This is a genomic window from Mycolicibacter hiberniae (assembly GCF_010729485.1).
GTDB lineage: Bacteria > Actinomycetota > Actinomycetes > Mycobacteriales > Mycobacteriaceae > Mycobacterium > Mycobacterium hiberniae.
Window position 1 is genome coordinate 1,406,934 of sequence record NZ_AP022609.1, and the last position, 13,062, is coordinate 1,419,995.

13 protein-coding genes and 1 tRNA gene are annotated in these 13,062 nt (G+C 69.3%); 11 read left to right on the forward strand and 3 right to left on the reverse strand.

Features of this window, described 5'->3' with window-relative positions:
* Nucleotides 1-93: 93 nt before the first annotated feature.
* Genes G6N14_RS06540 through xerD form a run of 3 tightly spaced genes read left to right on the forward strand, consistent with a single transcriptional unit; the run spans nucleotide 94 to nucleotide 3,486 of the window.
* Entirely contained in the window at nucleotides 94-1,917 is a 1,824-nt protein-coding gene (locus G6N14_RS06540) for a CTP synthase (RefSeq protein ID WP_234809008.1), read from the forward strand.
* Nucleotides 1,910-2,533: an NUDIX domain-containing protein gene (locus tag G6N14_RS06545; protein ID WP_085136866.1), complete on the forward strand. Its 624-nt coding sequence runs from the start codon at nucleotides 1,910-1,912 to the stop codon at nucleotides 2,531-2,533. The genes G6N14_RS06540 and G6N14_RS06545 overlap by 8 nt, the downstream gene beginning before the upstream one ends.
* Nucleotides 2,530-3,486 carry a site-specific tyrosine recombinase XerD gene (gene xerD / locus G6N14_RS06550; RefSeq protein WP_085136867.1) on the forward strand — a complete coding sequence of 319 codons (957 nt, stop codon included), beginning with the start codon at nucleotides 2,530-2,532 and terminating at the stop codon, nucleotides 3,484-3,486. Before G6N14_RS06545 ends, xerD begins: the two co-directional genes overlap by 4 nt.
* Before the next feature lie 52 nt (nucleotides 3,487-3,538).
* Here the strand turns inward: xerD and G6N14_RS06555 are convergent, their stop codons facing one another.
* Nucleotides 3,539-4,303, reverse strand: a complete 765-nt coding sequence (locus G6N14_RS06555; RefSeq protein ID WP_085136868.1) for an O-methyltransferase — start codon at nucleotides 4,301-4,303, stop codon at nucleotides 3,539-3,541.
* A gap of 111 nt (nucleotides 4,304-4,414) precedes the next feature.
* Here G6N14_RS06555 and G6N14_RS06560 point away from each other — a divergent pair, with 111 nt between their 5' ends.
* The 6 genes from G6N14_RS06560 to der are packed head-to-tail and all read left to right on the forward strand — an operon-like array spanning nucleotide 4,415 to nucleotide 9,737.
* Complete coding sequence (locus G6N14_RS06560; RefSeq protein WP_085136869.1) at nucleotides 4,415-5,272, forward strand: ParA family protein; 858 nt, start codon at nucleotides 4,415-4,417, stop codon at nucleotides 5,270-5,272.
* Nucleotides 5,269-6,093 carry a segregation/condensation protein A gene (locus tag G6N14_RS06565; protein ID WP_085136870.1) on the forward strand — a complete coding sequence of 275 codons (825 nt, stop codon included), beginning with the start codon at nucleotides 5,269-5,271 and terminating at the stop codon, nucleotides 6,091-6,093. The genes G6N14_RS06560 and G6N14_RS06565 overlap by 4 nt, the downstream gene beginning before the upstream one ends.
* A gap of 14 nt (nucleotides 6,094-6,107) precedes the next feature.
* The gene (gene scpB, locus G6N14_RS06570; protein ID WP_085136950.1) at nucleotides 6,108-6,884 is read left to right on the forward strand and encodes an SMC-Scp complex subunit ScpB; all 777 of its coding nucleotides are present in this window, start codon (nucleotides 6,108-6,110) and stop codon (nucleotides 6,882-6,884) included.
* Entirely contained in the window at nucleotides 6,884-7,645 is a 762-nt protein-coding gene (locus G6N14_RS06575) for a pseudouridine synthase (protein WP_085136871.1), read from the forward strand. The genes scpB and G6N14_RS06575 overlap by 1 nt, the downstream gene beginning before the upstream one ends.
* On the forward strand, nucleotides 7,642-8,334 hold the full coding sequence (cmk, locus tag G6N14_RS06580) for a (d)CMP kinase (RefSeq protein ID WP_085136872.1): 693 nt from the start codon (nucleotides 7,642-7,644) through the stop codon (nucleotides 8,332-8,334). The genes G6N14_RS06575 and cmk overlap by 4 nt, the downstream gene beginning before the upstream one ends.
* Nucleotides 8,331-9,737, forward strand: a complete 1,407-nt coding sequence (gene der, locus G6N14_RS06585) for a ribosome biogenesis GTPase Der (protein WP_085136952.1) — start codon at nucleotides 8,331-8,333, stop codon at nucleotides 9,735-9,737. Before cmk ends, der begins: the two co-directional genes overlap by 4 nt.
* A gap of 111 nt (nucleotides 9,738-9,848) precedes the next feature.
* Here the strand turns inward: der and G6N14_RS06590 are convergent, their stop codons facing one another.
* Nucleotides 9,849-10,283 carry a hypothetical protein gene (locus G6N14_RS06590; RefSeq protein WP_085136873.1) on the reverse strand — a complete coding sequence of 145 codons (435 nt, stop codon included), beginning with the start codon at nucleotides 10,281-10,283 and terminating at the stop codon, nucleotides 9,849-9,851.
* A 55-nt stretch (nucleotides 10,284-10,338) separates the two neighbouring features.
* Here G6N14_RS06590 and G6N14_RS06595 point away from each other — a divergent pair, with 55 nt between their 5' ends.
* A complete protein-coding gene (locus G6N14_RS06595; RefSeq protein ID WP_085136874.1) occupies nucleotides 10,339-11,121 on the forward strand; it encodes a sulfite exporter TauE/SafE family protein in 783 nt (260 codons plus the stop codon).
* A gap of 6 nt (nucleotides 11,122-11,127) precedes the next feature.
* Here the strand turns inward: G6N14_RS06595 and G6N14_RS06600 are convergent, their stop codons facing one another.
* Nucleotides 11,128-12,777, reverse strand: a complete 1,650-nt coding sequence (locus tag G6N14_RS06600; RefSeq protein WP_407663161.1) for a patatin-like phospholipase family protein — start codon at nucleotides 12,775-12,777, stop codon at nucleotides 11,128-11,130.
* A gap of 179 nt (nucleotides 12,778-12,956) precedes the next feature.
* Here G6N14_RS06600 and G6N14_RS06605 point away from each other — a divergent pair.
* Nucleotides 12,957-13,030, forward strand: a tRNA-Pro gene (locus G6N14_RS06605).
* Nucleotides 13,031-13,062: the final 32 nt, after the last annotated feature.

Sequence of the window (13,062 nt, forward strand, 5' to 3'; positions counted from 1 at the left end):
CCCAGACGCCGGGTCGATGTTAGGGTGAGATTCCGTGGGTCGGCAGGCCCTAAATATCCTGCGCCGTCGTCACGGAGGTTGGTGTTGCCACCACTGCGAAAGCATCCGCAAACCGAGCCGAAGCATCTCTTCGTCACCGGTGGAGTTGCGTCCTCACTAGGTAAGGGCTTGACGGCGAGTAGCCTCGGCCAGCTGCTGATTGCCCGGGGACTTCAAGTCACCATGCAGAAGCTGGACCCGTATCTCAACGTCGATCCCGGGACGATGAACCCGTTCCAGCACGGGGAGGTGTTCGTCACCGAGGACGGCGCCGAGACCGACCTCGACGTCGGCCACTACGAGCGGTTCCTGGACCGCGACCTGTCCGGTTCGGCGAATGTGACCACCGGACAGGTGTATTCGACGGTCATCGCCAAGGAACGTCGCGGCGAGTACCTCGGCGACACCGTCCAGGTGATCCCGCACATCACCGACGAGATCAAGCGGCGCATCCTGGCGATGTCGGAGCCCGACGCCGACGGCGTGCGCCCCGACGTGGTGATCACCGAGATCGGCGGCACCGTCGGCGACATCGAGTCGCAGCCGTTCCTCGAAGCCGCCCGGCAGATCCGCCACGACGTCGGCCGCGACAACGTGTTCTTCCTGCACGTGTCGCTGGTGCCGTATCTGGCGCCGTCCGGAGAGCTCAAGACCAAGCCCACCCAGCACTCGGTGGCCGCGCTGCGCAGCATCGGTATCACGCCCGACGCGCTGATCCTGCGCTGCGACCGCGACGTGCCCGAGGCGCTGAAGAACAAGATCGCGCTGATGTGCGACGTCGACATCGACGGGGTGATCTCCACTCCGGACGCGGCCTCGATCTATGACATCCCGAAGGTGCTGCACCGCGAGGAGCTGGACGCCTACGTGGTGCGGCGGCTGAACCTGCCGTTCAAGGACGTGGACTGGACCGAGTGGGACGAGCTGCTGCGGCGTGTCCACGAACCCCACGAGACCGTCCGAATTGCCTTGGTGGGCAAGTACATCGACCTGTCAGACGCCTACCTGTCGGTGACCGAGGCGCTGCGGGCCGGCGGTTTCAGCCACTACGCGAAGGTTGAGATCAACTGGGTGGCCTCCGACGCCTGCGAGACCCCGGCGGGCGCCGCCGCCGCGCTGGGTGACATGCACGGCGTGCTGATCCCCGGTGGGTTCGGGATTCGGGGCATCGAGGGCAAGATCGGCGCGATCGCCTACGCCCGCACCCACGGGCTGCCCGTACTGGGTCTGTGCCTGGGCCTGCAGTGCATCGTGATCGACGCGGCCCGCACGGCCGGGATCACGCAGGCCAGTTCGGCGGAGTTCGACCCCGAGACCCCCGACCCCGTGATCGCGACCATGGCCGACCAGCAGGACGCGGTCGCCGGTACGGCCGATCTCGGCGGCACCATGCGGCTGGGCGCCTACCCGGCCGTCCTGGAGCCGGATTCGATTGTGGCCGAGGCATATCAGGCCACCGAAGTGTCCGAACGGCACCGGCATCGCTTCGAGGTCAACAACGCCTACCGGGACCGGATCGCCGAGAGCGGGCTGCGCTTCTCCGGCACCTCCCCGGACGGCAAGCTGGTCGAGTTCGTGGAATACCCCCGCGAGGTCCACCCGTTCCTGGTGGGCACGCAGGCGCACCCCGAGCTCAAGAGCCGACCCACCCGGGCACACCCGCTGTTCGCCGCGTTCGTCGGTGCGGCGATGGACTACAAGGCCGCCGAGCGGCTGCCGGTCGAGATCCCCGAGCACGCCCACGAGCCGCACAACGCCGAGCACGACGCTGCCGGACACGATGACGCCCAGAACGGTGCCGGAGGGCACGGCGGCAGCGCCCGCCCGCTGGCCGAGCCCCTGCACGAAACGCAGCCGGAACACGTCACCCGTGGCTGACCACGTCTTCGAGACGACCTCGTCGCGGCTGCTGCACAGCGGCAAGATCTTCGCCCTGCGCCGCGACGAGGTGGTCATGCCGGGCGGCGCGACCGCCACCCGGGACGTGGTGGAGCACTTCGGTGCCGTCGCAGTCGTGGCCCTGGACACCGAGGGCCGGATTCCGTTGATCTACCAGTACCGCCACGCGCTGGGCCGCCGGTTGTGGGAACTGCCCGCCGGCCTGCTCGACGTCGGGGGAGAGCCGGCGCAGCAGACCGCCGCCCGCGAACTGGTCGAGGAAGCCGGGCTGACGGCGACCACCTGGCAGGTCCTGGTGGACCTGGACTCCACACCGGGCTTCTCCGACGAGTCGGTCCGGGTGTACCTGGCCACCGGCCTGACCGAGGTGGATCGCCCGCAGGCCCACGACGAAGAGGCCGACCTCAAGCTCGCCTGGTATCCGATCGCCGACGCCGTCCAGATGGTGTTTGCCGGCGAGATCGTCAATGCGATGGCGGTGGCGGGGATTCTGGCCGCCTATACGCACCGCCAGGGCGTCGGCACCCTGCGCGACCCGGACGCCGAGTGGGTCGACCGGCCCACCGCGTTCGCCGCAAGGCAGAGCCGGCCATGACCGCGGCGGCCCGGCCGGTGTGTCCGCTGAACGGGCAGTTGCAGGGCTATCTGGACCACCTGACCATCGAGCGCGGGGTCGCCGCCAACACGTTGAGCTCCTACCGGCGCGATCTGCGCCGCTACCGCGACCATCTGCTGTCGCGGGGAATCGAGGATCTGGCCGCCGTCGGCGAAACCGATGTCACCGACTTCCTGGTGGCGCTGCGCCGCGGGGACCCGGACAACGGCGTGCCCGCGCTGTCGGCCGTCTCGGCGGGGCGGGCGCTGATCGCGGTGCGCGGCCTGCACCGATTCGCCGCCGCGGAAGGACTGGCGGCCGCCGACGTGGCGCGTTCGGTCAAGCCACCGACACCGGGCCGGCGACTGCCCAAGAGCCTGACGGTGGACGAGGTGGCGGCGCTGCTGGCCGGCGCCGGCGGCGACAGCGCCACGGACGGGCCGTTGACGCTGCGCAACCGCGCACTGCTGGAACTGTTGTACTCCACCGGATCCCGCATCTCGGAGGCCGTGGGCCTCGATCTCGACGACATCGACGTCGCGGACCGCTCGGTGCTGTTGCACGGCAAGGGCGGCAAACAGCGGCTGGTGCCGGTGGGCCGGCCGGCGATCGCGGCGCTGGACGCCTACCTGGTGCGGGGCCGCCCGGACCTGGCCGGCCGGGGACGGGGCAACGCGGCGGTGTTCCTCAACGCCCGGGGCGGGCGGCTGTCGCGCCAAAGCGCCTGGCAGGTGCTGCAGGACGCCGCCGAGCGGGCCGGGATCACCGCGAAGGTGTCACCCCACACGCTGCGGCATTCCTTCGCCACCCATCTGCTCGACGGCGGCGCCGACGTGCGGGTGGTGCAGGAGCTGCTCGGTCACGCCTCGGTGACCACCACCCAGATCTACACCTTGGTGACCGTCAACGCCCTGCGTGAGGTGTGGGCCGGGGCGCATCCGCGCGCCCGCTAGCCGCCGGGCCTGATGCGGCGGTCCAGCGTCGCCTCTCCTTCGTCGAGCCTCGCTAACCGCCGGGCCTGCCCAGGTAGGTCGACTCCAGCACCAGGTCCTCCAGCAGGCTCTGGTATTCCACATGCGTTTTGTGCTCGACGGTGTCCCACCGTGAGCCCTGCTGGGCCTGCATGTACTCCCGGTAGCGCGGCGCCCCGGGCAGCTTGACGTTGTCGGCCACCACCACCGACCCCGGATGCAGCCAGCCCCGGTCGAGGATGGCCTGCAGGTCGGGCAGATAGGCGTTCTTGTCGTGGTCGATGAACAAAAAGTCCAGTCCGCCCGCGGTGAACCCGTGCTGAGTGGTCAGGGCGTCCAGCGTGCGCCCGCCGTCGCCGATGGTGCCCACCACGCAGGTGATGCGGTCGGCCACCCCCGCGTGCTCCCAGATCCGGCGGGCGTTGACGGCGTTGGCCTCGGCCAGCTCGACAGAGTAGATCCGTGCGGCCGGCGCGGCGCGGGCGATCCGCAGCGCGCTGTAACCGCAGTAGGTGCCCAGCTCGAGGACCAGGGTCGGGTTGACCCGCTTGACCGCGGCGTCGAGCAGCAGGCCCTTCTCGTCACCGATGTTGATCAGCAACGACTTGGAGTAGGCGAACTCGTCGAGGCGAGCAAGCACGTCGTCGATGTCGCCGGGCCGGGCCTTGGCCAGCACGAACTCGACCGCAGCAGCTTCGCGGCCGTCGCCGATCTGACCCGTGGTGACTACGTTGCGCGCACCGGTTGCCATCCGCAGGAACGACCACCGCAGGAAGGGGAGACGTCGTTTGAGGCTCATGGAAACGATCTTATGGCCGTCGGCGCGGGCAATCACTGCTCATGGCCACTGTCGGCGGCGGTCACCTATTAGACTTCTGCGGATGTCCGCAACCACAGCCCCGGTCCGGTCATGAGCGACGACGACAGTACGGTCGTCGGTTTGACCGGGCGTCCGCCGCGGAATATCCCCGAGCCGCAGCCCCGTTCGGCGCATGGGCCGGCCAAGGTCATCGCGATGTGCAATCAGAAGGGCGGCGTCGGCAAGACAACCTCCACCATCAACCTCGGTGCCGCGCTGGCCGAGTACGGCCGCCGTGTGCTGCTGGTGGACCTCGATCCGCAGGGCGCGCTGTCGGCGGGGCTGGGTGTACCGCACTACGAGCTGGCGCACACCGTGCACAACCTGCTGGTCGAACCGCGGGTCGGCATCAACGACGTACTGGTGCGCACCGGAGTGGAGAACCTGGACCTGGTGCCGTCCAACATCGACCTGTCCGCGGCCGAGATCCAGCTCGTCAACGAGGTGGGGCGCGAGCATTCCCTGGCGCGGGCGCTGACTCCGGTGCTGGACCGCTACGACTATCTGCTGATCGATTGCCAGCCCTCGCTGGGGCTGCTCACCGTCAACGGTCTGGCCTGCGCCGACGGCGTGTTGATCCCGACCGAATGCGAGTATTTTTCGCTGCGCGGCCTGGCGTTGCTGACCGACACCGTCGACAAGGTGCGCGACCGGCTCAATCCGAAGCTGGAGATCAGCGGAATCCTGCTGACCCGCTACGACCCGCGCACCGTCAACTCGCGTGAAGTCATGGCGCGGGTGGTGGAACGTTTCGGCGATCTGGTGTTCGACACCGTCATCACCCGTACCGTGCGGTTCCCCGAGACCACCGTGGCCGGTGAGCCCATCACCACCTGGGCGCCGAAATCCTCGGGAGCCCAGGCCTATCGCGCGTTGGCCCGCGAAGTCATCCACCGATTCGGCGCGTGAACGCCGACACCGATGCGTCCGAGGCCCCCGGCGACGCGCAGGGCTTTCAGGTCCGCCTGACCAACTTCGAGGGTCCGTTCGACCTGCTGCTGCAGCTGATCTTTGCGCATCGCCTCGACGTGACCGAGGTGGCGTTGCACCAGGTCACCGACGACTTCATCGCCTACACCCGCCACGTTGGCGTGCGGCTCGAGCTCGAAGAGACGACCGCCTTTCTGGTGATCGCCGCGACCCTGCTCGACCTCAAGGCGGCGCGGTTGCTGCCGGCCGGCCAAGTCGACGACGAAGAGGACCTGGCGCTGCTGGAGGTTCGCGACCTGTTGTTCGCCCGGTTGCTGCAGTACCGGGCCTTCAAGCACGTCGCGCAGATGTTCGCCGAGCTCGAGGCGGCCGCGCTGCGCAGCTACCCGCGCGCGGTCTCCCTGGAAGACGGGTTCGCCAACCTGCTGCCCGAGGTGATGCTCGGCGTCGACGCCGAGTCTTTCGCCCAGATCGCGGCGGCGGCCTTCACGCCCCGCCCGGTCCCGGTGGTGGGCATCGAGCACCTGCATCGGGTGATGGTGTCGGTTCCCGAGCAGGCCGGGGTGGTGCTGGGACTGTTGGAGTCGCGCGGCCAGGGGCAGTGGGCGTCGTTTGCCGAACTGGTCGCCGACTGCCAGGCGCCGATCGAGATCGTCGGGCGTTTCCTGGCGCTGCTCGAACTGTATCGGGCCAGGGCGGTAGCATTTGAGCAGTCAGAACCACTTGGTGTGCTCCAGGTGTCGTGGACCGGGGAACGTCCCACCAATGAAGACCTGGTGAAAGCAGAATCGGCCGAGTAGTGCGAGACGAATTGATGACTGACCACATGCCCGACTCCGATGCGCCGGAGGAGGCGGAGGTGGCGGAAGCCTCCGACGCTGCGGTGGATGGGGGGGCTGCGGAGGAGTCCGCGGGCCCGACGGGTTCCGGCCTGGGGATCGACGTCGCGCTGGCCCCCGAACTCGAGGATTCCGAGCTGGGGTCTGTGCTGGAGGCGCTGCTGCTGGTGGTGGACACCCCGGTGACCGTGGAGGCGCTGGCGGCCGCCACCGATCAGCCGGTCTACCGGATCACGGCCAAACTGCGAACGATGGCCGAGGAGTTCGCCGGCCGCGACAGCGGGATCGACCTGCGCGAGGCCGGCGGCGGCTGGCGGTTGTACACCCGTGCGCGGTTCGCGCCGTATGTGGAGCGACTGCTGCTCGACGGCGCACGCTCGAAGCTGACCCGGGCCGCACTGGAGACCCTGGCCGTGGTCGCCTACCGCCAGCCGGTGACGCGGGCCCGCGTCAGCGCGGTGCGTGGCGTCAACGTCGACGCGGTGATCCGGACCCTGGTGGCCCGCGGGTTGATCACCGAGGCCGGCGCCGACCCCGACACCGGAGCGGTGACGTTCGCCACCACCGAGCTTTTCCTGGAGCGCCTCGGCCTGTCGTCGCTGACTGATCTGCCCGACATCGCCCCGCTGCTGCCGGATGTCGATGTGATCGATGAAATGAGCGAAACCTTGGACAGCGAACCGCGTTTCATGAAACTCGGCGGTGCGCCCGCGGCCAGCCAGCCGCTGACTTTCGATGTGGACCAACTCTGATGGCCTTCAATGATTTCGAGCCGGACAACGACGGGGTGCGCCTGCAGAAGGTGCTGTCGCAGGCCGGGGTGGCCTCGCGCCGGGTCGCCGAGCGGATGATCCGCGACGGACGCGTCGAGGTGGACGGTCAGGTGGTGACCGAACTGGGCACTCGCGTTGACCCCACCGCCTCGGTGATCCGGGTCGACGGGGCACGGGTGACCCTCGACGACACCCGCGTCTACCTGGCGCTGAACAAGCCGCGCGGGGTGCATTCGACGATGTCGGACGACCGCGGCCGGCCGTGCGTCGGCGACTATGTCGAACACCGGGTCCGGGGCGACGCCAAGCTTTTTCACGTCGGGCGCCTGGACGCCGACACCGAAGGCCTGATGCTGCTGACCAACGACGGCGAACTGGCCCACCGGCTGATGCACCCGTCGTATCAGGTACCGAAAACCTATGTGGCCACCGTGCTCGGGTCGATCCCGCGCGGGCTGGGCAAGAAGCTGCGCGAGGGCGTCGAACTCGACGACGGGCCGGCGAAAGTCGACGACTTCGCGGTGGTCGACGCGGTGCCCGGCAAGTCGCTGGTGCGGGTGACACTGCACGAAGGGCGCAAGCGGATCGTGCGGCGGATGCTGGCGGCGGTCGGCTTTCCGGTCCAGGAGCTGGTCCGCACCGACATCGGTGCGGTTGCGCTGGGGGAGCAGCGCCCCGGCAGCATCCGGGCCTTGAGCCGCAAGGAGATCAGCGAGCTCTACAAGGCAGTCGGCCTGTGAGCGCCGGCAGTGGGGCCGTGGTGGCGATCGACGGGCCGGCCGGAACCGGCAAGTCCACGGTCGCGCGGGGACTGGCCAAGGCGTTGGGTTCGCGCTACGTCGACACCGGCGCGATGTACCGCGTGGTCACCCTGGCGGTGCTGCGTTCCGGCGTCGCCCTCGACGATGCCGACGGCGTGGCCGCGGTGGCGCAGCGCGCCGAGATCAGGGTGGACTCGCAACCCGATGGCGACCGCGCTTACCTTGGCGGCGAAGACGTTTCGCGAGAGATCCGTGGCGACCAGGTGACCCGGGCGGTGTCGGCGGTAGCGGCGATTCCCGCCGTGCGCGCCAGGCTGGTCGCCGCCCAGCAGCAGTTGGCCGCCCAAGGCGGTGGGGTGGTGGTGGAAGGTCGCGATGTGGGCACGGTGGTGCTGCCCGACGCGGACGTGAAGATCTTTTTGACCGCGTCGCCGCAGATCCGCGCGCAACGGCGCAACGCCCAGAACATCGCCGCGGGGCTGCCCGACGACTACGCCGGTGTGCTGGCCGACGTGCTGCGCCGCGACGAGCTGGACTCCACGCGGGCGGTGTCGCCGCTGCGGCCCGCCGACGACGCGGTGATCGTGGACACCGGAGACATGACCCAGGCGCAGGTGGTCGATCATCTGCGTGACTTAGTTGAGCGGCATTGCGGGGCGATCCGATGAGTGATGGAACCTGGGTCGACGAAAGCGACTGGGAGATCGGCGAGGACGGCGGGTTCGAGGACCTTGCCGAGGACTCCGGTCCGCCTCCCGTGGTGGCGGTGGTGGGCCGGCCCAACGTCGGCAAGTCGACGCTGGTCAACCGGATACTGGGCCGCCGTGAAGCGGTGGTGCAGGACCTGCCCGGGGTGACGCGCGACCGAGTTTCCTACGACGCGTTGTGGACCGGACGCCGGTTCGTCGTGCAAGACACCGGCGGTTGGGAGCCCGACGCCAAGGGCCTGCAGCAGCTGGTGGCCGACCAGGCCGCGGTCGCGATGCGCACCGCGGACGCGGTGATCCTGGTGGTGGACGCGGTGGTGGGCGCCACCGCCGGCGATGAGGCCGCCGCTCGGATTCTGCGCCGGTCCGGTAAGCCGGTGTTCTTGGCCGCCAACAAGGTTGACGGCGAGCGCGGCGAGGCTGACGCGGCAGCATTGTGGTCGCTGGGACTGGGCGAGCCGCATGCCGTGAGCGCCCTGCACGGGCGCGGCGTGGCCGACCTGCTCGATGAGGTGGTCGCCAAGCTGCCCGAGGTTGCCGAATCCGCCGGCGGCGGGGGCGGGCCGCGCCGGGTGGCGTTGGTCGGCAAGCCCAACGTGGGCAAGAGCTCGTTGCTCAACCGGCTCTCCGGCGACGAGCGCTCGGTTGTCCATGATGTCGCGGGAACCACCGTGGACCCGGTCGACTCGTTGATCGAAATGGACGGCAAGGTCTGGCGTTTCGTCGACACCGCCGGCCTGCGCCGCAAGGTAGGTCAGGTCAGCGGACACGAGTTCTACGCCTCGGTGCGCACCCACGGCGCTATCGACGCCGCGGAAGTGGTGATCATCCTGGTGGACGCGTCGCAGCCGTTGACCGAGCAGGACCAGCGGGTGCTGGCGATGGTGATCGAAGCGGGCCGCGCCCTGGTGCTGGCGTTCAACAAGTGGGACCTGGTCGACGAGGACCGTCGTTACCTGCTGGACAAGGAGATCGACCGCGACCTGGCCCGGGTGGCGTGGGCGCCGCGGGTCAACATCTCGGCGAAGACCGGACGCGCCGTGCAGAAGCTGGTTCCGGCGCTGGAGACCTCGCTGGAGTCGTGGGACAAGCGGATCTCCACCGGGCAGCTCAACACCTGGCTCAAAGAGGTTGTGGCGGCGACACCCCCGCCGGCGCGCGGCGGCCGTGCCCCGCGCATCCTGTTCGCGACCCAGGCGACGTCGCGTCCTCCGACGTTCGTGCTGTTCACGTCGGGCTTTCTGGAGGCCGGCTATCGCCGGTTCCTGGAGCGGCGGCTGCGCGAGGAGTTCGGCTTCGAGGGCAGCCCGATCCGCATCAACGTGCGGGTTCGGGAAAAGCGCGGCCCCAAGCGTTCTCGCTGACCCGGCGGTCCAGCGAGGCTCGACGTAGGAGAGGTGAAGCTGGGACCGCCGTATGAGCCGGGCGGCTTCGCGCGGCGAGACTTCTGCGTGCGGCTGGGGTGGCCCGCGGGTTCATCCGATCCTGGTCAGCTGGAAATCCCATTGCCCCACCACGCCGCCGGCCGGGCCACGACCGCACTGCTCGAGAGTGGCGGTGGTCCATTGGCCGGCCAGGGTCACCGCGTCGAAGCTGGCGGTTTTCGACACCGGGAGCGGCGTGTGATCCACCGGGCAGTCCATGCTGCCCTGCCCGCTGTACTCCCAGCGATCGCCGTTGAGGTGAAACTCCGCGTTCTGCAGCCAGCGCTCCCCGTCGACGCGGGTGCACGTCGCGCCGCAGGGGGTGAACGTCCACGTCGCCGCCCGCTGCGACGGCCCGTGCTGGGCGGTGAAGGCGTAGGTGCCCGAGGGCACCTCGGGGTCGGCCTGGGCCGCTGGGGCCGCTCCGAGGGTGACCAGCACCGCACCGGCGACGCCGACGGCTCGCTTTGCCCTACTGCCGATCATCGTTTCACCTCTTAGCTGCGCTCATCGTCTGCACGACCAGCGTAGGGTGCTGCAAATGCCGGTGACGCAGATGGTGCTGATCATCTTGGCCGGCGTGGGCGCTGGGGCGATCAACGCGGTGGTCGGCTCCGGCACCCTGGTCACCTTCCCGACCTTGGTGACGCTGGGTTTTGCGCCCCTGACTGCAACGATCTCCAATTCGATCGGCCTGGTGGCCGGCGGGCTGTCGGGCACCCTGGCGTACCGGCGGGAGCTGCGCGGGCAGTGGGGGCGGCTGCGCTGGCAGGTCCCCGGCTCGCTGCTCGGTGCGCTGCTGGGTGCCTATCTGCTGTTGCACCTGCCCGAGAGCGTGTTCAACCGGGTGGTTCCGGTGCTGCTGGTGCTGGCGCTGGTCCTGGTGGTGGTCGGCCCGAAGATTCAGGCCATCGCCCAGCGGCATGCCGAGCAGGCGGGGCGTTCGGTCGCCCAGCTGAGCCGCCGCCGGACCGTGGCCCTGACGCTCGGCACGTTCGCCGTCGCCGTCTACGGCGGCTATTTCTCAGCGGCGCAAGGCATTCTGCTGATCGGTGTCATGGGGGTGCTGCTGCCGGAATCCATGCAGCGGATGAATGCCGCCAAGGTGCTGCTGACGACGGTGGTCAACGTGGTGGCCGCATTGGCCTACATCACCACCGCATTCGATCGGATCAGTTGGCCCGCAGTCGGATTGATCGCGATCGGATCGCTGATCGGCGGATACCTGGGCGGCCACTACGGGCGCCGGCTGTCTCCGAACGCCCTGCGCGCGATGATCCTGGTGGTCGGCTTGATCGGGCTGTACCGGCTGCTGACGGTGTAGGCGTCCTCAGGCCGGGCTCTGCCTGCGCCACCGATCCCAGCGGCGGCCGCGCGGCGGCTGGGTCGAGGCCATCACCGAGTCCATGGCCGCCGCGTGCGGGTGCTCCGGCTGGATGGGCTGCGTGGGCGTTCCCACCGCGGGCTGGGTGCCCTCCCACCAGACCGGCTCCAGCAGCGTGGAGACCACCGGGATGGCGTGATCGACGCTCTTGCGTCCCCACTGGCAGGCCCGGTCGATGGTGGCCGCCGACGGCGCCAGGTTCACCGGTGACAGCGTCGGGGAGAACCGGACCAGGTGGTCGGCGTAGGGGGCGTTGCGCACCATCTGCAGCTGGATCGCCTGGGTGATCGGAACCAGCCACAGGTGCTTGGGGTCCCACTGCGGGTGGAAGCAGTCGAAGGCCAGATAGCAGGCGTTGCGCGAGCCCAACCGGCCCGCGCGGACCCGCTTCCAGGCCAGCTCAAGCGGGACATTGCTGGCTGCGCCACCGTCCACCAGGGAGTCGAAGTCGTTGTCGGCCAGCAGCGCGTCGAACAGCGGCTCCATGGCGGGATCCTTGGGCTCGTGGTGCAGCACACCGGGAATGGCCGAGGAGAACGACGCGGCGTCCACGACGTTGACGTCACGATCCGGGTTGTCACCGCCCAGGACGATGGGGGTCACCACCCGCGGGTCGATGAATGCCGCCGTCTGCCATAGACGCGTGGCCACCTGCGGGCCCAGCCCCACCGACAGGTACGGAAACGACCGCAGCTGCAGGGTGGACAGGCGCTGTCTGCGGTAGTGCGAGGGCAGGGCCGAAATCGACTGCCGGCGTACCCCAGCCACCACCGCGTCGAACGGAATGGCCAGGTCCGACATCTTCATCGGCGCGCCGTCTTCGCGACGGAACATCGCGTCGGCGAACTTGTCGAAGCTCAGGGCGAACACACCGGGCCGGCCGTGTCGGCGGCGTTGCCGTTCGGGACCCAAGATGGCGCGGAACGACACCGTCTTGGCCCACTGGATGTACTCGTCAATAGGCACCGGCAGCGTCCGGCTGACCACTGAACCCAGGATGGATCCGATCGACGAGCCGATCAGGTAGTCGGGCACCGCCCCGGACTCCAGCAGGGCCTCCATGCCGCCGATGTAGACGAACCCGGCGCCGCCCCCGCCGCCGAGCACGGTGACCAGCTTCTTGTAGCCCACCTCGGCGTCGAGTTCGGCCAGGGAGAAGTCGTTGCCGTGCCGCTCGGCCACGTAGCGGCGCTGGTCGTCCTGATCGGCGGCCAGCCCGCCCAGCGCGTCGCGGGCCGCGGTCAGCGCGATCACCGGATCGCGTTCCTCGCGCAGCGGTCCGCGCATCGTGTCGGCCACCCGGGCCTGCCACTGGGCCAGCTCGGGGCCCACCGAGACGTCGCCGCGGCCCCGCGTGCCGCCGGGTCCGGCCGCGCCGGGCTCGAAGTCGTCGAGCCGGGCAAAGTTGAGCAGATAGCGCAGCCGGCGCAGCTGCTCGGCGCTGAGCACATCGGGCCGCCGCAGCGTGTGCCGGATGAGGCGGTTCTCCATCTTCTGCAGCAGCAACACCGTGTCGGCGCTGTCGGCGACGTCGACGACTTCGGCGGTGTTGGCGGGATCGTTGCCGGTGTCCAACGGTTCGGGCGGGTCGGGCATGGCCGACCACGGCTGCGAGGGGGGAAGCTGCATGAGTGGTGGTTCCTGGGGTCGTGGCGCTGCCGAGGGGCAGTCTCGATAACTGAGCTTACGTGGTCGAGGCGTCGTCACGCGGATTCGGGACACTGACGGGCGTACGGTAGGCTTTCGACTCGCTGCCGGAGATGCTTCGGCGGCGGCGGGCTGTGGCGCAGTTTGGTAGCGCACTTGACTGGGGGTCAAGTGGTCGCAGGTTCAAATCCTGTCAGCCCGACACAGGTCAGAGGCACTTTCCGGAGATTCCGG

What these genes read in the sequence shown, in the direction of transcription:
- xerD (WP_085136867.1), top strand. Translation starts at nt 2,530, where the DNA reads ATGACCGCGGCGGCCCGGCCGGTGTGTCCGCTGAACGGGCAGTTGCAG.
- G6N14_RS06555 (WP_085136868.1), bottom strand. Translation starts at nt 4,303, where the DNA reads ATGAGCCTCAAACGACGTCTCCCCTTCCTGCGGTGGTCGTTCCTGCGG.
- G6N14_RS06560 (WP_085136869.1), top strand. Translation starts at nt 4,415, where the DNA reads ATGAGCGACGACGACAGTACGGTCGTCGGTTTGACCGGGCGTCCGCCG.
- scpB (WP_085136950.1), top strand. Translation starts at nt 6,108, where the DNA reads ATGACTGACCACATGCCCGACTCCGATGCGCCGGAGGAGGCGGAGGTG.
- G6N14_RS06575 (WP_085136871.1), top strand. Translation starts at nt 6,884, where the DNA reads ATGGCCTTCAATGATTTCGAGCCGGACAACGACGGGGTGCGCCTGCAG.
- der (WP_085136952.1), top strand. Translation starts at nt 8,331, where the DNA reads ATGAGTGATGGAACCTGGGTCGACGAAAGCGACTGGGAGATCGGCGAG.
- G6N14_RS06590 (WP_085136873.1), bottom strand. Translation starts at nt 10,283, where the DNA reads ATGATCGGCAGTAGGGCAAAGCGAGCCGTCGGCGTCGCCGGTGCGGTG.
- G6N14_RS06595 (WP_085136874.1), top strand. Translation starts at nt 10,339, where the DNA reads ATGCCGGTGACGCAGATGGTGCTGATCATCTTGGCCGGCGTGGGCGCT.
- G6N14_RS06600 (WP_407663161.1), bottom strand. Translation starts at nt 12,777, where the DNA reads ATGCCCGACCCGCCCGAACCGTTGGACACCGGCAACGATCCCGCCAAC.